At 71.6% G+C, this 22,094-nt stretch carries 15 protein-coding genes; 7 read left to right on the plus strand and 8 right to left on the minus strand.

Features of this window, described 5'->3' with window-relative positions:
• Positions 1 to 170: 170 nt before the first annotated feature.
• The 3 genes from ACWCWD_RS16950 (at position 171) to ACWCWD_RS16960 (ending at position 6,050) form a co-directional block, all read left to right on the plus strand.
• Positions 171 to 1,142 carry a sugar phosphate isomerase/epimerase family protein gene (locus ACWCWD_RS16950; protein ID WP_450773587.1) on the plus strand — a complete coding sequence of 324 codons (972 nt, stop codon included), beginning with the start codon at positions 171 to 173 and terminating at the stop codon, positions 1,140 to 1,142.
• Between the two features lie 82 nt (positions 1,143 to 1,224).
• Complete coding sequence (locus ACWCWD_RS16955; protein WP_450773588.1) at positions 1,225 to 4,524, plus strand: PQQ-dependent sugar dehydrogenase; 3,300 nt, start codon at positions 1,225 to 1,227, stop codon at positions 4,522 to 4,524.
• Positions 4,525 to 4,853: 329 nt separating this feature from the next.
• Complete coding sequence (locus ACWCWD_RS16960; RefSeq protein ID WP_450773589.1) at positions 4,854 to 6,050, plus strand: ROK family transcriptional regulator; 1,197 nt, start codon at positions 4,854 to 4,856, stop codon at positions 6,048 to 6,050.
• On the opposite strand, the gene ACWCWD_RS16965 is transcribed toward ACWCWD_RS16960, so the two are convergent.
• Positions 6,002 to 6,700, minus strand: a complete 699-nt coding sequence (locus ACWCWD_RS16965; protein ID WP_450773590.1) for a helix-turn-helix domain-containing protein — start codon at positions 6,698 to 6,700, stop codon at positions 6,002 to 6,004. The two genes, ACWCWD_RS16960 and ACWCWD_RS16965, sit on opposite strands and share 49 nt — an antisense overlap.
• 277 nt (positions 6,701 to 6,977) lie before the next feature.
• Here ACWCWD_RS16965 and ACWCWD_RS16970 point away from each other — a divergent pair, with 277 nt between their 5' ends.
• Positions 6,978 to 7,700: an alpha/beta fold hydrolase gene (locus tag ACWCWD_RS16970; protein ID WP_450773591.1), complete on the plus strand. Its 723-nt coding sequence runs from the start codon at positions 6,978 to 6,980 to the stop codon at positions 7,698 to 7,700.
• A 103-nt stretch (positions 7,701 to 7,803) separates the two neighbouring features.
• Here the strand turns inward: ACWCWD_RS16970 and ACWCWD_RS16975 are convergent, their stop codons facing one another.
• From ACWCWD_RS16975 to ACWCWD_RS16995, 5 genes are all read right to left on the minus strand, one after another.
• Complete coding sequence (locus ACWCWD_RS16975; protein ID WP_450773592.1) at positions 7,804 to 9,798, minus strand: acyl-CoA dehydrogenase family protein; 1,995 nt, start codon at positions 9,796 to 9,798, stop codon at positions 7,804 to 7,806.
• Positions 9,799 to 9,957: 159 nt separating this feature from the next.
• Positions 9,958 to 11,640, minus strand: a complete 1,683-nt coding sequence (locus ACWCWD_RS16980; protein ID WP_450773593.1) for a hypothetical protein — start codon at positions 11,638 to 11,640, stop codon at positions 9,958 to 9,960.
• 147 nt (positions 11,641 to 11,787) lie between these two features.
• Positions 11,788 to 13,071 carry a hypothetical protein gene (locus ACWCWD_RS16985; RefSeq protein ID WP_450773594.1) on the minus strand — a complete coding sequence of 428 codons (1,284 nt, stop codon included), beginning with the start codon at positions 13,069 to 13,071 and terminating at the stop codon, positions 11,788 to 11,790.
• Positions 13,072 to 13,542: 471 nt separating this feature from the next.
• Positions 13,543 to 13,863 (minus strand): hypothetical protein, encoded by a 321-nt coding sequence (locus ACWCWD_RS16990; protein WP_450773595.1) that lies wholly within the window; start codon positions 13,861 to 13,863, stop codon positions 13,543 to 13,545.
• Complete coding sequence (locus ACWCWD_RS16995; protein WP_450773596.1) at positions 13,863 to 14,180, minus strand: hypothetical protein; 318 nt, start codon at positions 14,178 to 14,180, stop codon at positions 13,863 to 13,865. Before ACWCWD_RS16995 ends, ACWCWD_RS16990 begins: the two co-directional genes overlap by 1 nt.
• 222 nt (positions 14,181 to 14,402) lie before the next feature.
• On the opposite strand from ACWCWD_RS16995, the gene ACWCWD_RS17000 reads away from it, so the two are divergent.
• The 3 genes from ACWCWD_RS17000 to ACWCWD_RS17010 are packed head-to-tail and all read left to right on the plus strand — an operon-like array spanning position 14,403 to position 17,663.
• Positions 14,403 to 15,293 carry an alkaline phosphatase family protein gene (locus ACWCWD_RS17000; RefSeq protein WP_450773597.1) on the plus strand — a complete coding sequence of 297 codons (891 nt, stop codon included), beginning with the start codon at positions 14,403 to 14,405 and terminating at the stop codon, positions 15,291 to 15,293.
• A 1-nt stretch (position 15,294) separates the two neighbouring features.
• Positions 15,295 to 16,647 (plus strand): MFS transporter, encoded by a 1,353-nt coding sequence (locus tag ACWCWD_RS17005; RefSeq protein ID WP_450773598.1) that lies wholly within the window; start codon positions 15,295 to 15,297, stop codon positions 16,645 to 16,647.
• Complete coding sequence (locus ACWCWD_RS17010; protein ID WP_450773599.1) at positions 16,644 to 17,663, plus strand: TolB family protein; 1,020 nt, start codon at positions 16,644 to 16,646, stop codon at positions 17,661 to 17,663. The genes ACWCWD_RS17005 and ACWCWD_RS17010 overlap by 4 nt, the downstream gene beginning before the upstream one ends.
• A 101-nt stretch (positions 17,664 to 17,764) precedes the next feature.
• Here the strand turns inward: ACWCWD_RS17010 and ACWCWD_RS17015 are convergent, their stop codons facing one another.
• A complete protein-coding gene (locus ACWCWD_RS17015) occupies positions 17,765 to 19,636 on the minus strand; it encodes a CocE/NonD family hydrolase (RefSeq protein WP_450773600.1) in 1,872 nt (623 codons plus the stop codon).
• 455 nt (positions 19,637 to 20,091) lie between these two features.
• Positions 20,092 to 21,930: an adenylyl cyclase gene (locus ACWCWD_RS17020; protein WP_450773601.1), complete on the minus strand. Its 1,839-nt coding sequence runs from the start codon at positions 21,928 to 21,930 to the stop codon at positions 20,092 to 20,094.
• Positions 21,931 to 22,094: the final 164 nt, after the last annotated feature.

Here is a 22,094-nt window from a genome sequence, read left to right on the forward strand (position 1 = left end):
GTACCTCCCCGCATCGCGCGACGGCTCCCGTCGCGTTCGCCGGCCCCCCTCCGGAGCGCGTTCCACCGGTTCCGGAGTCCGCGGATCAGCCGTCGTGGTGCGCACCGCCGCCCTGCTGCCCGGCCGTGCGCCCGATCCGTATTCTCCTCTCCTCATTCACAGGAGTGAACGTGAGTCATCTTCACAAGTCCTTCGACCGCCGGGATTTCCTGCGCGCCACCGTCGGCACCACCGTGGCCCTCGCCGCCGCCTCCGTCACCGGGGCCGCCACCGCCACCTCCGCCGCCGCCGCGACGAGCACGCTGCCCATCCCCAAGGACCGCATCGGGGTCCAGCTCTACAGCGTCCGCGACAAGGTGAGCTCGCTCGGCTTCGCCGTCGTCCTCGCCGAGCTGGCGCGGATCGGCTACAAGGAGATCGAGTTCGCCGGGTACACCCAGTCCACGTCCATCCTGGGCAGACAGATCACCCTCCCGGAGATCCGGACCATTCTCGACGACCACGGACTGCGCGCCGTCGGCAGCCATGTCGGCATCGGCAACCTGCGCTCCAACATCCAGGCCGAGCTGGACGCCGCGGAGATCCTCGGCATGCCGCACGTGGGTACCGCCAACGCTCCCTCGAACACCAACACCGTCGCGGCCTACCGCGCCGCCGCCGACGAGTTCAACGTCTGGGGCGCCGCGGCGACCGCCCGCGGCCTGAAGCTGTACCAGCACAACCACTCGGGCGAGTTCGCGTTCGCGACCGACCAGCCGTCGGTCCGGCTGTACGACGTGTTCCTCAAGAACACCGACCCGCGCCACGTCTATCTGGAGCTGGACATCTACTGGGCGTACGTGGGCCAGTACCGCTGGCCCGGATTCGACCCCGCCGCCTACGTGCGCGACCAGCCCTACCGCTACCCGCTGTTCCACATGAAGGACGGGGACGCGAACGCGTCGAGCGCCAACGGCTACGACATCGTCGAGTTCGGCGCCGGTGACCTCCCGTACCAGAAGTTCGTCCGCGACATCGGGGCGCGCAACGCGCACCTCGGCATCTGGGAGCAGGACACCGCCCCCAACACCCTTCCCGCGACGCCGGGTTCGTTCGGTGCGGCGGAGCGCAGCTTCTCGGCGCTCAAGACGCTCCTCGGCTGACAAGCGCCACACGAAGGAGGCGTCCCCGTGCGGGGCGCCTCCGTGCCCGCTCCTTACCGCCAGCGATCAAGGAGACATCACCGTGCACCGCACCCTGAGGCGCCTGATCACGGGGGCCCTGCTCGTGGCCATGCCCGCACTGGGCTGTGTGGCCCTGGCGCCCGCCGCCCAGGCCCACCCGGACCACGAACACGCCCTGGACTGGTCGAACTACGAGAAGGCCACCCTGACCAAGGAGGTCGGCGAGCCGATCGACCTCGCCGTACTCCCCGACAGCCGGGTCCTGCACACCGCCCGCAACGGCGATCTGCGGCTCACCGACCCCGGCACCGGTGTCACGAAGGTCGTCAACCACGTCGACGTGTACCAGAACTCCGAGATGGGGTTGCAGACGGTCACGCTCGACCCGGACTTCGCCACCAACAAGTGGGTGTACCTGTACTACTCGCCGCCGCTGAACACCCCGGCCGGCTCCGCACCGCTCCAGCTGACCGCCGGTCAGGACGACTCGTACTGGAAGCAGTGGGAGGGGTACGACACCCTGACCCGCTTCAAGTGGACCGGCGACAGCCTCGACCTCTCCTCCGCGCAGGAGATCATCCGGGTCGACACCAACCGCGGCCAGTGCTGCCACGTCGCCGGTGACGTGGACTTCGACGGCGACGGGAACCTCTACCTCTCGACCGGCGGCAACACTCCGGCGTCGGGCCCGAACGTCAACGGCTACAACCCGATCAACGACGCGGCCGGCTACAACCCGGGGCTCGACGAGCGCCGCGGCTCGGGCAACACCAACGACCTGCGGGGCAAGATCCTGCGCATCCACGTCCAGGAGGACGGGAGTTACACCGTTCCGGAGGGGAACCTCTTCCCGCCGGGTACGGCCAAGACCCGCCCCGAGATCTTCGTGATGGGCCTGCGCAACCCCTACCGCCTCGCGGTGGACCCCGAGACGAACGCCGTGATGTGGGGCGACTACGGCCCCGACGCCGGAACCGCCGACCCGAACCGCGGGCCGATGGGGTACGTCGAGTGGCAGACCACGACCAAGGCGATGAACAGCGGGTGGCCGTACTGCACGGGTGACAACACCAAGCCGTACCGGGACTTCGACTACGCCACCCTCACGCCCGGTGCCGCCTTCGACTGCTCGGCGCCGGTCAACGACTCCCGCTGGAACACCGGTCTGACCACGCTGCCCGCGGCCACGCCGGCCACGCTCTGGTACGGCGACAAGGACACCGACCAGCCGTGGCCCGAGCTGACCGCCTTCCGCGGTCCGGGCGGCCCCGGCGGCCAGGCCCCGATGGGCGGTCCGGTCTACCACTACGACGCGGACAACCCCGCGCCGGGCAAGTTCCCGGAGTACTGGGACGGCAAGGCGTTCTTCGGCGAGTTCTCCCAGGACTACGTCGCCGCCCTCACACTCGACGGGCCGGACGGCCCCGTGAGCGCTCTGGAGAACTTCCTTCCCAACAGCGAGCGTTCACAGAACGGCATCCCGCCGTGGGACAACCCGATGGACCTGGAGTTCGGCCCGGACGGGGCCCTCTACGTCCTCGACTACGGTGACGGCTTCTTCCGGCAGAATCCCGACGCGGGCCTCTACCGGATCGACTACGCCGAGGGCAACAAGGCGCCCACCGCGGTGATCAAGGCCGACCGCACGTCCGGTCAGGCTCCGCTGGCGGTCACCTTCGACGCCACCGGCTCCAGCGACCCGGAGAGCGGTGGGCTCACCTACCAGTGGGACCTCGACGGCGACGGCACCTTCGACGCCACCGGGCCCACCGCGAGCCGCACGTATCCCGACAACGGGCAGTTCGAGGCCCGGCTGAGGGTCACCGACCCGCAGGGCAAGTCGGGGCTGACGAGCCGTCAGATCACGGTGGGCAACACGGCGCCGACCCTGCGGATCACCTCCCCGGCCAACGGCGGGTTCTTCAACTGGGGCGACTCCGTGCCGTACGGCATCGCCGTCGAGGACCCGGAGGACGGGTCCACGCCGGACTGCGCCAAGGCTGCCTGGACCTTCGGTCTCGGGCACAACCAGCACGGTCACCCGGTCAACAGCGGCACCGGCTGCTCGGGCGGTGTCGTGACCCCGACCGACGCGGGCCACGGAGACACCGAGAACGTCTTCGGCGTCCTCGGGATCACCTACACGGACAAGGGCGCGGGCGGCGTACCGGCGGCCACGACCGACGCCCAGGTGGTGCTCAACCCGGCCCTCATGCAGGCCGAGCACTACGACTCCTCGGAGGGCGTCACGGTCACGGACGACACCACGGCGTCCGGGCAGCGCAAGCTGACCTCCTTCGACGCGGGTGACTGGATCGCCTACGACCCGGTGTCGTTCGCCGGGATCACCGGGGTGCAGACCCGTGCCAGTGGTGCCGGCACCCTGGCGCTGCGCTGGGGCGCGGCCGACGCCGAACCGTTCGCCACCGTGTCCGTACCGGCCGGTGAGGGGTGGCAGACCGTCACCACCTCACTGGCCAACGCCCCTTCGGGGTCCGGCGAGGTCTTCGTCACCAGCTCCGGCGGTGTCGAACTGGACTCGCTGACCTTCCAGGGCTCCGGTGTCGCGGACAAGACCGCTCCCGCGGTCACCGCCACGCTCAACCCGCCCCGCCCCAACGGTGACGAGGGCTGGTACACCGGCAACGTGTCGCTCACCGTCTCGGCGACCGACAACGGGACGGTCGCGAGCCGTCAGTACTCGGTCGACGGCGGAACCACCTGGCTGGCGGCGAACTCGGCCGTCACCCTCTCCACCGAGGGCGCCACGACCGTCCGTTACCGGGCGACCGACAACGGCGGCAACGTGTCGGCGGTGGGCTCGCTCACCGTACGGATCGACCGCACCGGCCCGACGGTCGCGGTGAGCGGTGCCGACGCCAACGGCGCCTACGGCGACTCCGGTCGCCTGACTCCGGTCTTCTCGGCGACGGACACGGTGTCCGGCGGGGCGACCGCGACGGCATCGCTGGACGGTACGCCCGTCACCTCCGGGCAGACCCTGGACCTGTGGCGGCTGCCGCTCGGCAGCCACGAGCTGACGGTCAGGGGCCGGGACCGGGCCGGCAACACCACCACGAGGACCGTGTCGTTCACGACGCGCACCTCCTACGCGGACGTCCGCACGCTCATCACCCGGCTGCGGGCCGACGGTCTGATCACGGCGAAGGGTGAGCAGCGGCTCTCCGTACGGCTCACCCAGGCCGAGGCACACGCCGACGCGGGCCGCACCGCCCAGGCCGCGGCCGTGCTGGAGTCGTTCGCGGAATCCGCGTCCGACACCACCCTGGTGCCGAACGGCGCTGCGGGCACGGCCCTGGCACGGGACGCCCGGGCGCTGAAGGGAGGCGCCACCGGCTGAGGCCGGACGGAGGACCGGAACTGCCCCGCTGCTGTGCCACCGGCGGGGCAGTTCCGCGTCTGCACACGGGAGTTCCACCGTGAGGGTTCCGCCGCGTTCCGGGAGCCGCCCATCCGGCCCGTCACTGTGCGATCTCCGTCATGTAAGTTCCGTCCCAGAAGTTCCGTCAACGCTGCGACAACTTTCGGTGTTCTGTGAAAAAGTTGCCGGAAGCCGACCGCGCCCTGGACTCCGTACACACGTGTCCTGCCGGGCGATACGGTGTCCGGCCCCGTGAGTCCCCGCGGCAACTCCCCGAGCTGTCCCGGGCGTCCAGAGGAAGTGAATCCGTGACCATCCAGTACCGCGTGCTGAGTCTTCTGCGCGACAACGGCCCGCTGTCCCGCGCCCAACTCGCGGACCGGCTGGAGGTTCCGCGCCCGCGGCTGCTCGGCGAACTCGACCGCATGGTCGCCGCCGGGCGGGTCCGCGAGGCGGGCCCGGCCGCGTCGCGCGGCGGGCGCCGCTCCACCCTCGTCCAGCTCGATCCCGGCGTACGGTTCGCCGCCGTCGATCTCGGCGCCAGCTCCATCGACATCGAGATCACCGACGGCGCGCTCGCCCCGGTGGCCTCCTGCTCGGAGCCGGCGGACATCCGCTCGGGACCGCAGGCCGTGCTCGGGCGCGTCAGCGAACTCCTGTACGCGCTGGCCGACCAGGGGCACTACACCCGGCTCGACGCCATCGGCATCGGCCTGCCGGGACCGGTCAGCTTCCGCGAGGGGGTGCCCGTGTCCCCGCCGATCATGGTGGGCTGGAACCGCTTTCCGGTGCGCGACACCCTCGCCCGCGCGCACTCCTGCCCCGTCGTCGTCGACAACGACGTGAACGTGATGTCCCTCGGGGAGCAGCACAGCGGGGTCGCGAGAGCCGTCGAGCATCTGCTCTTCGTGAAGATCGGCAGTGGTATCGGCTCGGGGATGCATCACCACGGCCGGATCTACCGGGGCGCGGAGGGGTGCGCAGGCGACATCGGACACGTCCAGCTCGAAGCGGACGGGCCACTCTGCTCCTGCGGCAACACCGGTTGCCTGGAGGCGTACTTCGGTGGCGTGGCGCTGAGCAGGGACGCCACCGAGGCCGCGACGTCCGGCCGGTCACCCGCCCTCGCCGAACGGCTCGCCGAGCGTGGCGTCCTGACCCCGGTGGACGTCGCGGAGTGCGCGAACGGCGGGGACGGTACGAGCGTCGGCCTGATCCGGGCCGGCGGTCACCGCGTCGGGCAGGTCCTCGCGACCCTGGTCAGCTTCATGAACCCGTCGATGATCGTGATCGGCGGCGGTCTGGCCGGACTCGGCTATCCCCTGCTCGCCGAGATCCGCAGCGTCGTGTACAAACGCTCGCTTCCCCTCGCCACCGGCAATCTACCGATCGTCATGTCCGGACTCGGCCCCCGCGCGGGGGTCGTGGGTGCGGCGCTGCTGGCGAGCGAACTCGCCTACGGTGAGGCGTCGGTGACCGGGGACGCGGACCCGCGGGTCCGGTAGCGGCCCGGGGTCGTTCCGACGACTCCGGTGAACGCCGCGATGAAGCCGCTGGGGTTCGCCCACCCGCAGGCGTGGGCGGTCCGCACGGTGTCATGGCCCTCGGCGAGGAGCACGAGCGCGTGCTGGACGCGGAGTTGGGTGCGCCACTCGTAGAACGTCATGCCGAGTTCGCCGCGGAAGAGCCGGCTGAGGGTTCGGCTGCCGGCGCCGACCGTCCTCCCGAGTTCGGCCAGCGTGGCGTTGCTCCCCGGCGACTCGTACAGCAGCCGGGCGACGGCTCGTAGCCGGTCGTCCCGCGGCTCCGGCAGGTGCAGGGGCTGTTCGCGCGCTTCGCGGAGGTCGTCGACGAGGACGCGGAGGAGGCGGGAGCGCGCGGAGGGGCTGTAGCCGGGCGTGGCGTCGTCGTGGTCGCGGGGGCCGGTCAGGGCGAGGAGGACCTCGCGCGCGAGGCCGGAGACCAGGAACACGGCGGGACCGTCCGGCAGGCTCCGGGCGAGGGACGGTGCGAGAAAGACGATCCGCATGTCGGTGTCGCCGTGGGCGCGGTGGTGGTGCGTGAATCCGGCGGGGGTCCAGGCGACCCGGTTGGCGGGGACGATCGAGGTGCCGCGCTCGGTGTGGACCGACAGGATGCCCCCGGCCGCGTACACCAGGTGTCCGCGCGCGTGCGTCCGCGCAGCACTCGTCGCGCCGGACGGCCAGAGGTGGCGGCCGCCGGACGGCCACACATGTGACGTCGTACCGGCGGTTGTCCGGGGTTGGCGGCGAAGGGGCATCGGTTGGCATCGTAACGGTGGCACGCCACGCCGTGCCCCCGTGAGACTTTCCCCGTACGGAGCCGGGCCCGCCCTGCGCGGGGAGCCCGGCCGCCCCCGGTCCTCGGGCAGCGCGCGCCCCGGTGGAGCGGCCCCGACGAAGGAGAAGAGCATGGCGACGTTCGTCCTGGTGCCCGGTGGCTGGCACGGCTCCTGGTCGTTCGAGGCGGTGGTTCCGCTGCTGGAGCGTGCCGGTCACGCCGTTCACGCCCTGACCCTGACCGGCCTCCGCCCGGACGACGACATCGCCACGGTCGCGTCCGCCAATCTCGACACGCACGCCGACGACGTACTGCGGCTCCTCGACCGCACCCACGCGCGCGCGGCGACGCTGGTCGGCCACAGCTACGGCGGGATGGTGATCGCCGCCGCCGCGGACCGCGCCGACGGCCGGGTCTCGCGTCTCGTGCATCTCGACGCCTACGTACCGCGCGAGGGTGAGTCGTGCTGGTCCTCGACGACCGAGCGCTACCGGGCGGCATTCGCCGCCGGGGCCGCCGACACCGGCTACGCCGTCCGGCCGCCGGCCGGGGGCGATCCCCGCCGCCGCCCCCACCCCCTGGCCTCCTTCCTGCAGGCATTCCGACCCCTCACCGGCGCGCCGGCCCGGGTGCCGCGGCGGGAATTCGTCCACTGCTCGGGGTGGGAGGACCGGACGCCGTTCGCCGGACTCCGCGACCGGCTCCTGGCCGACCCCGAGTGGCAGGTGCACACCCTCGCGACCGGACACGACGCGATGCACGAGGATCCGGACGCGGTCGCCGCGCTGCTGCTCGACGACGGCGTCACGGCCGCGCCGGCGCACGGAGGGCATCCGCGGGACGGGCGAGGGTGAGGGCGTACGGGGGCCCGGTCCGGGATCGCGATGCCGAACCGGGCCTCCGCCGCCGTCCGCCGTGGGCGTCCGGCGCGGGCGTCCGCCGTGACCCGCCTCCGGTTCAGCCCACCAGATCCGGTGCGCGCAGCAACTCGGGCGGGATCCCCCAGGCGTCGACGAGGTCCACCGCGAGAGGGCGGACCCTGCGGCAGAGCTCGTTCACCTCGCGGCTGATCGCCTTGGAGCGCTGGACGGTCAGCCGGCCGTGCTCCATGAACCAGGCGCGGTCCGCCTCGATGGTGGACAGGGCGTGCAGATCGCACAGGAGCCCCAGGGCTGCCTTGTTGCCGCTCTCGGGCAGCGTGCGCACCCGGTCGACGAACGCCTCCAGGACCAGCCGTTCGACATGGGCGCGGGCGAGTGCGATCACATGGTCCTGGACCCGCGAGAAGACGGCGCCGGGGTTGTGCTTCTGGTCGATGCCGCGCTTGAGCCTGCGCGCAACTCCGGCGAGCATGTGCTCCTCGCGGTAGCGGACCATGGCGAGCTGATACTCCGGGTCGAGGAGGCCCGCCTCCTGGTCCCACTCGTCGCCACCGGGCAGCAGGTCGCGTACGCGTTCGAGCAGCTTGTGGGCGGACGTCTTCTCCAGCACCGTCTCGACGGCGAGGCCGGTCACGTGACGGACCAGGCCGAGCTGGTCCAGGTCCTCGAACTCGCTCGCGTAATGGGTGAGCAGGCCCTTGGCCACGAGCTGCAGCAGGACGTGGTTGTCGCCCTCGAACGTGGTGAAGACGTCGCTGTCGCTCTTGAGGGCGGCGAACCGGTTGACGGCGAGGTACCCGGCGCCGCCGCACGCCTCGCGGCACTCCTGGATGACCCGGGTGGCGTGCCAGGTGCCGAGGGCCTTGGTCCCGGCGGCGCGGGATTCGAGCAGGCGCCGCGCGTGGGGGTCGCCCTCGGTGCCGGAGAACACCTCGTGCAGCTGTGTCCGTACGACGTCCTGCGCGAAGTGCAGCGCGTACGTGCGCGCGAGGAGCGGCAGCAGGCGGCGCTGGTGCAGACCGTAGTCGAGGAGGAGCTGCTCCTCCCCCGGGCCCGCCTCGGGGGACGCGCCCGAGGGGGCGTCCGTGGACGCCTCGAACTGCCGTCGCCGCACGGCGTACTTGACGGCGATCGCGAGGGCGACCTTGGCGGCGCTGATGCCGGCGCCGCCGACGCTGACCCGGCCCTGCACCAGGGTGCCGAGCATGGTGAAGAAGCGCCGGCCGGGGCTCTCGATCGCGCTCTCGTAGACACCGTCGGCGGTGACGTCGGCGAACCGGTTGAGCAGCGCCTCGCGCGGTACCCGCACGCCGTCGAACCAAATGCGGCCGTTGTCCACGCCGTTGAGGCCCATCTTGCGGCCGTCGTCCTCGATCCGGACGCCGGGCGCGACCTCGCCGCCGCGCCGGATCGGCACGACGAACGCGTGCACGCCCTCGGACTTCCCGCCCACTTCCAACTGGGCGAAAACGACGGCCAGTTCCGCGTGGCGGGCCGCGTTGCCGATGTAGTCCTTGCGTGCCCCGTCGCCCGGGGTGGTGATGACGAACTCCCGCGCTGCGGGGTCGTATCTCGCGAGGGTGCCGAGTGCCTGGACGTTGGAGCCGTGGCCGCTCTCGGTCATCGCGAAGCAGCCCATCAGCCGTCCGGTGATGAGGCCGGGCAGATAGGCGTCGTGATGGCGTGCGGTGCCCAGCTGCAGAATCGCGCCGCCGAAGAGCCCGAACTGGACACCGACCTTCACCAGCACCGACAGGTCGCCGAAGGCGAGCGTCTCGAACGCGGCGATCGAGGCGCCGAGGTCGCCGCCCCCGCCGTACTCGCCGGGGAAGCCCATACCGGTCTGGCCGGTCGCGGCCATCTCGACGACGCGTTCACGCACCCGCTCGCGGAACGCGTCGATGCCGAGCTCCTCGGCCTCGTCGAGGACGGAGGCATGGGTCACCAGGTTGGTCCGGACGAGATCGCGGATCTCGGCGTACTCGCCGTCGAGCAGCCCGGTCAGTGCCGGGACGTCGACCTCGGGCGGCACGTGACCGGTGGCGGGGGTGGATGCGTTGTCGGTGGTCATGGCATCTCGCTACCCCGGCTTCGGACGGTCAAGCGGTCGGCGCTCCCGGTGTCCTGGACGCTCCGGGCACGGCCGGTCCGGCGGCTCCCCCGCGCGCGGCCGGGATCGTCCGGCCGGCCGCGCGCGCGGTGGCCCGCTCGGGGCTCGTCCGGCACTCGTTCAGTGCCGTCCGCCCGTCCCGGTCGCGGTCACCGTGACGGCGGCGAACTTCGCCTTCCCGGTGTGGGTGCTGGTCTGCAGGCCGACGTAACTGGTGGCGGGGACGAGCGTGGGGTCGACGACGGAGAGCACGAGGCGGTCGTCGTCGTACAGGTCCAGCCGCGAGCCGGTGAGCGCGAACCGCAGTCGGTACGTCCGGCCCACCGCGATGTCGGAGGCGTCGCCGGTACCGACGAGTTCGGTGTTCACCCCGCCCTCCATCACGCCGATGGCGTACTTGTTCCCCCAGGACGCGATCCCGGCGTAGTAGTAGGTGTCACGGCCGGTCGCGCGGGCGAGGAGAACGTTGTCACGGTCGCCGAGGGCTTCGCTGAGCGGGGTGACCGATGCCGACACCGCGTAGTCCGGGGCGTCGATGAGCTGGTTGCCCTGGAGCGTCTGGGGCTGTCCGGACGGGGCGTTGCCCAGGGACACCGCTCCCCCGTCGCGTACCTCGAACGACGCGCCGTTCGGTACGGACCATGCCTGGGTCATGGACCATTTGGCCGGGTCGACGATCTCCAGCCGCTTCTTCCACACGGCCAGGTTGATGGTCTCGTTCCATCCGGGGCGGTTGTTCTTGGCGTTGTAGTACATGTACGGGGTGGATCGGTGGTCCACCACGAACTGGCGGTAGATCATGCCGTCTTCGGGGCCGCCCGCGACCCCGAGGTCGATCTCCATGGCGCTGCGGTCCAGCTGCCAGGTGATGCCGTCGCGGGAGGTGAGCCTGCCGCCGCGGGACGGGTAGTCGGCCTGCCAGCCGACGACCCGGGTCTCGTACCGTCCGTCCGCCAGTCTGCGCACGTTGGGACCGCCGACGCCGAGGGAGGCCCAGCCGCCGTCGCCCATCGGGCGCATGATCGGGTTGGCCGGGTGCTTCGTCCAGGGACCGGCGGGGTGCGCCGCGGTCGCGTAGCAGATGTACTGGGGTTCGCCGCCCGCCGAGGCGATCTTCCCCGCCGTGTACCACATCTTCCATATGCGGTCCGAAGCGTCGTACATCAGCGAGGAGTTGTAGATGTAGCGGTCCTCCCACGGCATGGTCGAGGTGAGCACGACGCCGTGCTTCGTCCAGGGCCCTCCCGGGGCGCTCGCACTGGCGTAGTGGATCTGGCCGTTGCCGTCGTCGGCGACGCCGAAGTAGGTCATGTGCCAGACCCCGCCCTGGAGGACGACGCTCGGCTGGTTGAGCGCGACGGTCTCGGAGGGCAGGGTCGGGGTCAGCACGGGATCGGCGGCCTTGGTCCAGTGGAGGCCGTCGTCGCTGGTGGCGTAGCCCACCGCGTGCAGGGAGCCGTACCAGAGCTTGAAGAGCGGGCCGCCGCCCTGGCCGTACACCAGACACGGGTCCTGCAGCAGCGAACTCTCCCAGGGCAGAGACTGGTTCATCACCACGCCCTGGCGCTGCCAGCCCGCGATGGGCGCGAAGTCGTCACTCAGCAGTACGGTCCCGGGGGCGGGCGCGTGCGCTCCGGCGCCGGTGCGCGCCGCCCCTTCCTCGCCGGAGCGCTCTGCCGCCTCCGCCCCCGTGGCGGGCAGCACGCCCAGCAGCGCGCCGCCCGCCACGGCGCCCGCGCCCCGGGTGAGAAACCCGCGTCTGCCGACGCCACTGCTGCCGGTGCTTCCGGTGCGGACCGTCATCTCGCTCTCCTGACATCGTTGTCGGTGCTCAGAACTGCACGTACCGAGGTGATCAAGTCCTCAGCATGGCACGGCGGTCACCGATGGTCGATGGTCAGGAACGTTGCGTTGTCGACGAGTTGATGCGGGCGACGCCTCCGCACCGGGTCAGCCGACGGCGATCAGGTCACCCGCCGCGGCCCGGATCGCCGTGTACGCCTGCTCCAGCACCTCGGGCGAGGTGGTCACCCGGGGCAGGTCGTCCGGGGTGTGGAACTGGCGGAAGTTCCCGGCGAGGGAGAGCAACGGGACCTCAGGTCCCAGGAGTTGGTTCCAGACCGCGCCCTCACCGGGGAACCCGGCGAGCCGGCCGAACCGTGCGGCGGCGAGGTCGGCGGCGAGGCCGGGAACCGTGTCGAAGCCGGGGTTGCTGGCCGCGCCCCGGGGCGTGAGCGCGAGGCGTCCGTCGGGACCGGGAGCGGCAGCGGCGAGGGCGGAGCCCAGGTGGAAGACCGCACGGGGCCGGAGGTCGAACTCGCCTGCCAGGTAGGCGCGCACGCCGTAGTTGCTCAGCTCGTGGCCGGTGTTGCCGAGGAAGAAGACCGGGTGCTCGCGCGAGAGCTCGACGGCGAGGGCCAGGGCCAGCGCGAGGCCGGTACCGCGCTCGGCCGCGCAGGTGAACCATCCGCTGAGGGGGGTGGTGACGACGATCGGGTCGGCGACCGGCTTCCGGGTGCCGAACCAGCCGGTCAGGCAGTACGTGCGCCCCGCGACGGTCCGGGCCCGGAAGTCGACGTCGGCTCCGTACCGCTGGATGCGGTCGGCGAACCGTCCGGGGACGAGGAGCGTCGGGACGCCCGTCTTCGGGGCGCCGGGGTCGCTGTTGTAGGCCACCAGGCCGTCGTACGCCGGGTAGTTGGCCGTGGTGCTGGTCGTGGGCAGGACCGCGACCGAGGCTCCGGCCGCGGCGGCGTCGGCCACCGCCGCGAGCACGGCGGGGTCGTTGCCGTCCTTGCTGGTGGTCACGGGCCGTACGAAGTCGGCGCGGCCCTTCCGCCGGCCGACGCCTTCGTAATACAGCGGAACGGTGGGGACGTTGACGCCTCCGGCCCGGACTTGCGCCTTCCACGCGTAGTGCGGGTAGTCGTAGTACCAGCGGCCGGTGGTCGCGCCCAGGTCCCGCAACTGCCCCTCCAGCCACCGGAGGGCGGCGGCCTCGTCGCTGCTCCCGGTGCGGTGCTGCCACCTGCTGTACCCCTCGACCAGGGAGTAGAGCGAGGCGCCCGACCCGAGAGCGCGGCGGCCGGCTCCGGCCGACCGGTGGGCGGACCGGGCGTGGGCGGACTGGGCGTGGGCGGGGGCGGCGCCGAAAGCCGCGAGACCGGCCGCGGCGGCTCCAGCGGTGAGCACGGCGCGACGGGACGGGCCGTTCTGGAAGTTCGGTCGGTTCATAGTCGTTTCTGCTCCAGAGAGGGATGCGTGGTCGCGCCCCTCCGTCCGGACGGAGGGGCGCGGACGGAAGAAGGGCTGCTCGGTACGCGGGAGTTCGGGGACGCCGACCTCGGGGCGGTTCCGTCCTTCCACGCCGGGGGCCGACGGAGCCGTCATCGCCGCAGCGGCACAGCCGGTCGGATCAGCATGTTCGTCATTCGATCATGCGAGTGACACGCGTTCCACGGAACGGAGACACGTGAAACGTGAATGACACACTGCCCGACGCGACCCCCCTCCGGCGGCCCGGCCGGCACCCCGGGGACGGCTCACCGGGCGCGCCGCGTGGCGGAATGGCGTCGGCCGACGCGGGACGGCACCGGGTCCGGCCGCCGGGACCGCGCGGACGGCGGCGCGAACGGCGGCGCGAACGGCGGCGCGTACGGCGCGGTCAGCGGCAGGGCCGCGAGGTCAACGGCAGGGAAGCCGCGGTCAGCAGAACCAGCCGTTCTGGACCCAGCCCCGGCGGTTGATGTCGCCGTAGGCGAAGCCGTAGACCCATGTTCCGCCGGCTTCCTCCACCAGGAAGGTCTGCCCCCGGTACAGGGTGCCCATCCAGGCCCCGTTGGGGGCCGTGACCCGGACGAAGAGATCCTCGGCGCAGACGGTTTCGCGCTGCCCGGCGGTGCCGTTGGCAGCTGCGGCGGGGCCTGCGGCCAGAGCCCCGGCCACGGCGGCGACGGCCAGGACGAGGGCTGCGCGCCTGCCTCTACGGGGCACGGGGCGCCCTCCGGGGGTGCGGGTCGCGGGCATCACCATGATCCGTAACCCCCCAGGCACTCCTGCCTGACGAAACCCCAGTCATTGGGGCCAAAGTCGAAGGTGGCCGCCCATCCGTTGTAGACGGGGTGGGCGCCGCGCGTGTGTCCGACCTTGTCGCCCCGCGCGAGGACCCGCTTCAGTCCGGCCGGTCCGGAGGAGCTGTCGTAATTGGCGTAGAAGCTGGCGCTGTCGCAGACGATGACGGCGTGGTCCGGAACGGTCGGCTCGGCCTGCGCCGATCCGGCGGCGATCAGGGCGAGGGCGGCGGCCAGGGGGAGCACCAGACCCTGCAATCGTGTCGAGGTCATGTCAATCATGATGGGCCGCCACCACCTTCCTGTCGAGAGGGCCCCGCACCGCGGCCGGGACGGGCGACGCCCGCGCCCAGGGACCGGGCGCACCGGAACGCACAGTTCACCCGCTCTTCATGACTCCACCGGCGCGGAACGCCCCAGATGATTCTTGGCGTGAGCATGCTCTGGCCTGCACCGCCGCCCTGACCACTCCCGACTCCCCCACCGGAGGCCCCCGTGCTCGGCAGATCCGTGTTCCGCCGCAGTCGCACCGCCCTCACCTGTGCCTTTGCCCTCACCGCCGTGGCCGCCGTCGGTCTGTGGACCGGCATCGGCGGCTCCTCGTCCGCGCAGGCCGCGGCCAGTGTGCCCACCCCCGACCACGTGATCGTCGTCGTCTTCGAGAATCACGGTTACAGCCAGGTCATCGGCTCGTCGAGCGCCCCGTACATCAACTCGCTGAAGACCGGCGGCGCCAACCTCACCGCCTCGTACGCCGAGACGCACCCCAGCCAGCCCAACTACTTCGCCCTGTTCTCCGGTTCCACCCAGGGCATCACGGACGACAGCTGCTACACCGCCGGTTTCTCCGGCAACGCCAACCTCGCGTCCGAGCTGATCGCGGCCGGCAAGACCTGGGCGAGCTACAACGAGACGCTGCCGAGCCAGGGTTCGACCACGTGCAGCAGCGGCAACTACGCCCGCAAGCACAACCCGTGGTTCGGGTTCAGCAACGTCCCCACCTCGTCCGCCTACACGTTCTCGCAGTTCCCCACCGACTACACGAAGCTGCCGCAGGTCTCCTTCGTCGTCCCGAACCTGTGCAGCGACATGCACGACTGCTCGGTGTCCAGCGGTGACACCTGGCTGAAGAACAACCTCGGCGCGTACGCGACCTGGGCCAAGACCCACAACAGCCTGCTCGTCGTCACCTTCGACGAGGACAACCGGCTCAGCGGCAACCGCATCCCGACGGTCTTCTACGGGCAGCAGGTGACCGCGGGCGCCACCTCCGCCACCACCTACAACCACTACGACCTCCTGCGCACGCTGGAGGACATGCACGGCCTCGGGCACGCGGGGAACGCCGCGACCGCCAAGGACATCACCGGGATCTGGACGTCCTGACATGTATGTAGCGGACAGCCGCGCCACCCGTGCGGGGTCCGCCGAACGCGCCGCCGGGCCGGTCGAGGAGCCGGCCTGGCGGCGCGTGGCGGTCGCCCCCACCGTGCTGGCGCTGGGCACGGTCAGTCTGATCACCGACATGTCCTCCGAGATGGTGACCGCGGTGCTGCCGCTCTACCTGGTGGCGGGACTCGGCCTCAGCCCCCTCGGCTTCGGGCTCCTCGACGGCGTCTACAACGGGTTTTCCGCCCTGGTGCGGCTGGTCGGCGGCCACTTCGCCGACCGGGGAGGCGGGCGCCACAAGCTCGTCGCGGTCTTCGGTTACGGCGTCTCGGCGCTCTGCAAGCCGCTCCTTCTGATGGTCCACACCCTCACGCCCATCGGTCTCGTGCTGGCGGCCGACCGCACCGGCAAGGGTCTGCGCACCGCGCCCCGGGACGCGATGATCTCCCTGTCCTCGCCACCGGAGGCCCGCGGCCGTGCCTTCGGGGTGCACCGCGCGATGGACACCGCGGGCGCCCTGCTCGGGCCGTTCGCCGCGTTCCTGATCCTGCGCGCCACGGTCGACGGCTACGACGCGGTGTTCACCGTGAGCTTCTGCGTCGCGGTGGCGGGCGTCCTGGTGCTGGTGCTGTTCGTACCCTCCAAGCCCCTTGCCACCTCCGGGACCCTTGCCCCCTCCAAGACGTCTGCCCCCTCCCCGACTTCCGCGCCTTCCGGGACCGGCACCCCGCGCGCCGTGAAGACGGCCGAGCGCCCCCGCCCCACCCTGCGCGCGGCCGTCGCGCTGCTGCGTCACCGCAGAATCCGGCGGATCGCCGTCTGCGCGCTGCTGCTGGGGCTCGCGACCGTGAGCGACTCGTTCGTCTACCTGCTGCTCCAGCACCGCCTCGGGGTACCGGACCGCTGGTTCGCCCTGATGCCGGTCGGGACAGCCGCCGCGTTCCTGCTGCTCGCCCTGCCGCTGGGGCGGCTCGCGGACCGGGTCGGTGCGTGGCAGGTGTTCCTCGCCGGGCACGTCGCGCTGCTCGGGGCGTACGGTCTGCTGCTCTCGTCGTGGCACGGGGCGGCGCTCCCGTACGTGGTCCTCGTCCTCCACGGCGCCTTCTACGCGGCCACGGACGGGGTCCTGATGGCGGCGGCCTCGCAGAGCGTGCCCGAGGAGCTGCGCTCCTCCGGACTCGCCCTGATCCAGACCGGACAGGCCTTCGCCCGGTTCGCCTGCTCGCTGGCCTTCGGCGCGGCCTGGACCGCGTGGGGCGACCGCACCGCGCTGCTCGCGGCGGCCGTCGCGCTCGCCGTGTGCGCCGCGTTCTCCCTCCGTATCGGCCCGACCGTGAAGGTTCCCGCATGACGCGCCTGCGCACCAGACTGCTCGTCCTCCTCTGCGCGGTCACCGTGCTGGCGGTCGTCGCCGCCGCCTCCGTGCTGCACGCCGCGGCGCGGTCGGACCGGCTCGACGTGGCGAAGCCCGGCGGGCCGGCCGTCGCGGCAGGCCGGGTCACGCTCGCGGACCGGCACCGGATCGTCTTCCGGAACATGGCGTGGGGGCCGCACCGTGACGAGCTGACGACCGTCCCGGTCGCGGCGCCCACCGGTGCCCGTACCGCCTCGGGCGTCAAGTGCCTCCGCTTCTTCGCCGCTTCGGGCACCGGAGTCTGCCTCCAGGCGGTGCACGGAGCGCTGCAGGACACCTACCGGGCCACGATCCTCGACCGGAGTCTGAAGGAGAAGGCGCACTACCCGGTCCCCGGCATCCCGTCCCGCGCCCGCGTCTCCCCCAGCGGCCGGCTGGCCACCTGGACGGCCTTCGTGGGCGGCGACAGCTACGCGGGGACGAACTTCTCCACCCGCGCCGCGATCCTCGACACCCGGACCGGCGAACTGGTCCCGAGCCTTGAGGAGTTCGCGGTCCGCAAGGACGGCCGGGCCTACCGTGCCGCGGACGTCAACTTCTGGGGCGTCACCTTCGCCGCGGACGACCGGCACTTCTACGCGACCCTCGCGACGAAGGGGGTCACGTACCTGGTCCGGGGCGACCTCCAGGAACGTACGCTCACGACCCTCCGGACCAATGTGGAGTGCCCCTCGCTCTCCCCCGACGGCACCCGCATCGCCTACAAGAGCCGGGACGCGGGGCTGCCCGCCGACGCCCCCTGGCGCCTGCACGTCCTCGACCTGAGCACGCTCGCCGACCACCCGCTCGCCGAGACCCGCAGCGTGGACGACCAGGCGGTGTGGAAGGACGACACCACCGTGACCTACGCGCTGCCGGGCGACTTCGGCGCCGATCTGTACGAGGTGCCGGCCGACGGCTCGGGCCGCCCGCACCCCGTACTGACCGCGGCGGTGTCCCCGGCCTACCTGTGACATGAGCCGGTACGGCAGCGCGGTGCGGCGGGCGGGGGCCTCGGACCGGGCCCCCGCCCGCCGTCCCGGCCGAGTGGAGACCCGGCCCGGTGGGACGTGGCTCAGCGCCCCGACTTCAGCCGGAACGAGCCCTCCGCCGAGGGGAGTTGCACCGTGTACTGGCGCAGGTAGGTGTCGAGGAACGGCGAGCGGGCGCCGGCCGTCGCGATGTCGTCCGCCGGGTCGTCCAGGGCCAGGGCGAGGCGGGCGCCCGTCACCTCGATCGTCTCGCCGGAGGGGGTGTCCCGCCACGAGCCGGTCTGGATGGAGCCGATCTCCACGGCCAGGACGTGTCCGGCCGCCAGCGTCCAGTCGGTGGCCTTGAGGTCGACGGTCAGCCGGCCCGTGTCCACCAGGGACACCTGCTCGTCGAACATGACCGCCTTCCCGTCCGGGGCGACGTCGTAGAGCTTCACCATGACGTTGCCCTCACCCTTCGCGGTCAGCGAGAGCTTCGGGGTGGAGGTGAGGCGTACGGGCTTCGCGACCGGTTCGGAACGGACGAAGAAGCTGGAGGTCACCTCGCCCGCGGCCTGGAGTCCGGCCGCTTCGGCGGCCAGTGTCTTCGGTGCCGCCGGGTCCAGGGAGGGGGCGTTCTCCAGGTCCCACCGGCCGGACGGTTGCGCGGCGGACCGCAGCGCCGGGCCGCCGTCCAGGGCCGCCGCCCCGCGCGCCGACGCGCCGCCGTCGTCCACGTACGCGCCGCTGCCGAGAGCGATGTTCACCGTCCTGGACGCACCGGGCCAGGTGCGCTGGGCGCGCCAGGCGCCCGTGGAGTCCTCCACGGAGTAGGCCGGGTACGAGACCGTGGGCCGCTTGCCCTTGAGGTACTGGTCGTAGAAGGAGAGGGTCTCGTCGTACCACCCTTCGCGCCCCATGGAGAGGCGGCCGTCGGCGGTGCGGTCGCCGCCGCGGACGTGCTCCCACTGGCCGAGCCAGCCCCTCTCGGGGCCCTTGTGGTTGTCGAGGTACTCCTCGATCTCCTCGGGCTTGGTGTTGTTCTCGATGAAGCCCTGAGTGACGAAGAGCGGGGTGTCGGTGCCCTTGGCCTTCTTCGCGAGGTCGCGGGCGGTCCAGTAGCTGCCGTGCTGATCGGTCGTCAGATAGCCCGCGGAGTTCTGGGTGAGGCACTCCGGGTGGGCCTGCTCGTAGGCCGCGTTGGCCCGGTAGTGGGCGTCGTCGTCCGCCAACGCGTCAAGGGTGGCTATGGAGTTGTAGGCGTTGGCGGTACCGGTGACGTTGGGCCGGGGCACCCCGTTGGAGTAGATGTACTGGTACATGTCCCAGACCGGTTCCTGCGCGACGACCGCCTTCAGCGCGCGCTGGTCGAGGTCGTTGCCGATGAGGCCGGTGGCCGCGTCGTAGGACTTGCCGTACATGCCCACGGAGCCGGTGGACCACGGCTGGCCGGCCGCCCAGTCGATGGCGGCGCGGACGTCGGCCTGTTCGCCGGGGCCCGCCCAGTCGAGGCAGCCGGTGGAGCCGCCGAAGCCGCGCAGATCCACCATGACGAAGGCGTAGCCGTGGGCGAACAGGTCCGTGCCTTCGATGAAGTCCTGGAAGCGGGACGAGGGGCCGGTGTGGCTCCAGCCCTCGGGGTCGGTCTGCCCGGAGTGCCCGAAGTAGGGGCCGACGGACAGGATGACGGGGACGTGCGCGCCCTTCGGCAGCCCCTCGGGCAGCAGGACGTCCGCGTGGAGTTCGGTGCCGGAGTGGTCCGACGAGGGGAAGTACCGCTGTGTCCAGACGGCACCTTCGGGGACGCGGTCGTTCTCCTCGTGGGTGACGCCTGCGTTCGCGGTGGTGGGGGCGCCGGCGGCCGAGGCCGGCGCGGCCGCGGCGGCGAGGGTGACGGGACCGGCGAAGGCGCCGGTCAGGGCGAGGGTGGTGACGAGGACCGAGGCTGCCAGGACTGACGCTCGACGTGCTCTCACATGCTCCTCCGGTGGGGTGGTGAGCCATGATGCAGGTGGTGCCGATCGCTGTCGGCCCCGTCCCCCCTCCCGGGGCGCGCCACAGTGCGCGGCACACACCTCAGACGGTCGCGAACATGTCAAAGAACCGACGGCGACCGAGCCTATGATCATCCCGTACGAGGATCAACGCCTTGGTGTGTACATCTTGTTACCGATACACGGAAGTGAACGGCCCCCGACGACGCGCGCACCGCAGAGCCGTTGCCCGTCTAGGCGCGCACACGGCCGATGAACCGCCCCGGCCGCACGCGGGCACCTACGGACCGCCCCGGACCCACGTGAGCACCGACGGACCGCCCCGACACACGCGGGTGGCGCGGCGGTCCGTTCGACCGCCGCGCCACCCGCCCTGCCTCACCCGCTCACGGCCGACGCGGCTCCCGCCGGAGCCCGCCATCGCCGCGCACCTGGCGTCAGACGCTCGCGACCCCGTTGGAGTACGACTTCATGAAGTACGTACCGAAGCCGTTCTGGACCGGGTCGCCGGCCTTGTCGATGCAGTGCAGGATGCCGCCGCCGGCCGCATCGTTGAGGCAGACCGTCATCAGGTCGGTGAAGACGACGCCGGGGGTGTTCGGGACCTCGTAGGCGGCGTCGGTGTAGATGTTCGCGCCGAGGTTGAAGAAGCAGTAACTGCCCAGGCCCCAGGCGTGGTGCTCGCGCACGCCGTCGCCGACCTTGTAGGCGGCGTAGCCGAGGGTGGAGCCGTGCCGCCAGGCCGACTGGGTGGGCACGTCGTACGGGTGCTCGTTCTGGAAGAAGTAGGTGCGGCCGTGTTCGCCCTGCCACAGCACCTCGTACTTCTGGTAGTGCTCGACGAAGAGCCCGTACGTGGTGACGTGGTCACCGTTCACCACGATGCCGGTGTCGGCGGGGTTGACCGTCCAGCCGACGGTCCCGTCGAGGCCGTGGTCGGCGCGCCAGAGCCAGAGGTGGTCGCAGATCACGTCGTTGCTGTCGATCTGGACACTGATCCCCGCACCGCCGGCCACCGCGCCGCCGATCCGGGCGACGGTGTCGAACAGCACCGTCGGGTCGGCGCTGTGCCGCTGCCGGCTCCGGCCGTGGCCGACGCGCAGCAGCACCGGGGTGTGCTTGGAGGCCGCCTCGAACAGCAGCCCGGCGAGGGTGACGCCGGCGACGTCCGCGACCTCGATCAGGGTGTTGCCACGGGTGGAGCGCAGGGTGGCCAGGCCGAGGCCGAGGACCACGGTTCCGGCGCGGTTGACGCGCAGCGGGGCGGAGATGTCGTAGATGCCCGGGGTGAACAGGAGGTGCTTGCCGTGGGCGAGGGCCTGGTTGATCTCGGCGGCCGAGTCGCCCGGCCGGGCCACGTGGAACTGCGCCAGCGGTATGTTCCGCCCCCGGGCCTGGCCGTGCTCCCAGGTCGTGCCGGTGCTGTTGGTACGCAGCGCGGGCACGAAGACCTGGTAGGCGCCGTGGCGGTCCACGGTGAGGAACGGCTTCTCGCGCACCACGGGGGTGCGGTCGACGGTGGTCATGGGCGGGGCCGGGAAGGACTGGGCGGGGGCGCCCCCGGTGCCGACGAACACCATGTTCCAGTTGGATCCGGTCCAGCTGCCGAAGGTGTCGTTGCGCGACAGCCACTGCTGCTGGGAGCCGGAGTCGACCTGTCCGTCCACCTTGCTGTCGGCCAGGAAGCCGCCGCTGGACCACTGGTTGCCGGGCGGGCTCGGCATCAGGGTCATGTTCCCCTTGATGTGAACGCGGCGCATCGGGGCTGCCTGGGAGACCGCCCAGCGCTCAAGTCCGTCCGGCGGCACGATGGTGAGGTTCTCGGCGGCCCGCCAGAAGTTCTGGGTGCCGTTTCCGTCGAACCACTGGGCGTCGACGGTGACATGACCGTTGATCACCACGTCGGAGGGGCTCGCGCCGAGGCCCAGCACGTGCGTGTAGAAGCCGACGTTGATGTCGACGTTGTAGGTGCCCGGCTTGAAGGCCAGGGCGAAGCGCTCGTCGCCGAACTGGTTCGACTCCTGGACGGCGAACACGGCGTCGACCTGGGCCTGGATCGAGGCGTCGCCCATGGACGGGTCGAAGACCAGGACGTTCGGGCCGAGCGCGGAGGAGGCGTGGCCGGTTCCGTGCTTGCCGGAGTCATGGCCGGTCCCGTGCTTGCCGGATGCGGCGCCCGACGCGAACGCCGGTCCTGAACAGACTCCGCCGATCAGCGGCACCGAGGCAGCGGCTGCCCCGCGCAGCACACTACGACGAGAGGGAATGATGGTCACGGCTCTCCCTGCATGGGGTGAAATGGCGTGAATGAGTGGGGCCTCCTGCCGGCCCCTGAACTCTGAGAGCGCTCTCTCAGCCACGAAGTGAATCACCGTCGATGTGGAGCGTCAATGCACGTGCAGGGAGGGTGATTTGAGGGCTCACGCCTCAATCGGGCGAA

The organism is Streptomyces sp. NPDC001493 (assembly GCF_053597235.1).

Bases quoted from the DNA above. Each gene is read 5' to 3' on its own strand.
- ACWCWD_RS16970 (WP_450773591.1), top strand. From the start codon at position 6,978: ATGGCGACGTTCGTCCTGGTGCCCGGTGGCTGGCACGGCTCCTGGTCG.
- ACWCWD_RS16975 (WP_450773592.1), bottom strand. From the start codon at position 9,798: ATGACCACCGACAACGCATCCACCCCCGCCACCGGTCACGTGCCGCCC.
- ACWCWD_RS16980 (WP_450773593.1), bottom strand. From the start codon at position 11,640: ATGACGGTCCGCACCGGAAGCACCGGCAGCAGTGGCGTCGGCAGACGC.
- ACWCWD_RS16985 (WP_450773594.1), bottom strand. From the start codon at position 13,071: ATGAACCGACCGAACTTCCAGAACGGCCCGTCCCGTCGCGCCGTGCTC.
- ACWCWD_RS16990 (WP_450773595.1), bottom strand. From the start codon at position 13,863: ATGCCCGCGACCCGCACCCCCGGAGGGCGCCCCGTGCCCCGTAGAGGC.
- ACWCWD_RS16995 (WP_450773596.1), bottom strand. From the start codon at position 14,180: ATGACCTCGACACGATTGCAGGGTCTGGTGCTCCCCCTGGCCGCCGCC.
- ACWCWD_RS17005 (WP_450773598.1), top strand. From the start codon at position 15,295: ATGTATGTAGCGGACAGCCGCGCCACCCGTGCGGGGTCCGCCGAACGC.
- ACWCWD_RS17010 (WP_450773599.1), top strand. From the start codon at position 16,644: ATGACGCGCCTGCGCACCAGACTGCTCGTCCTCCTCTGCGCGGTCACC.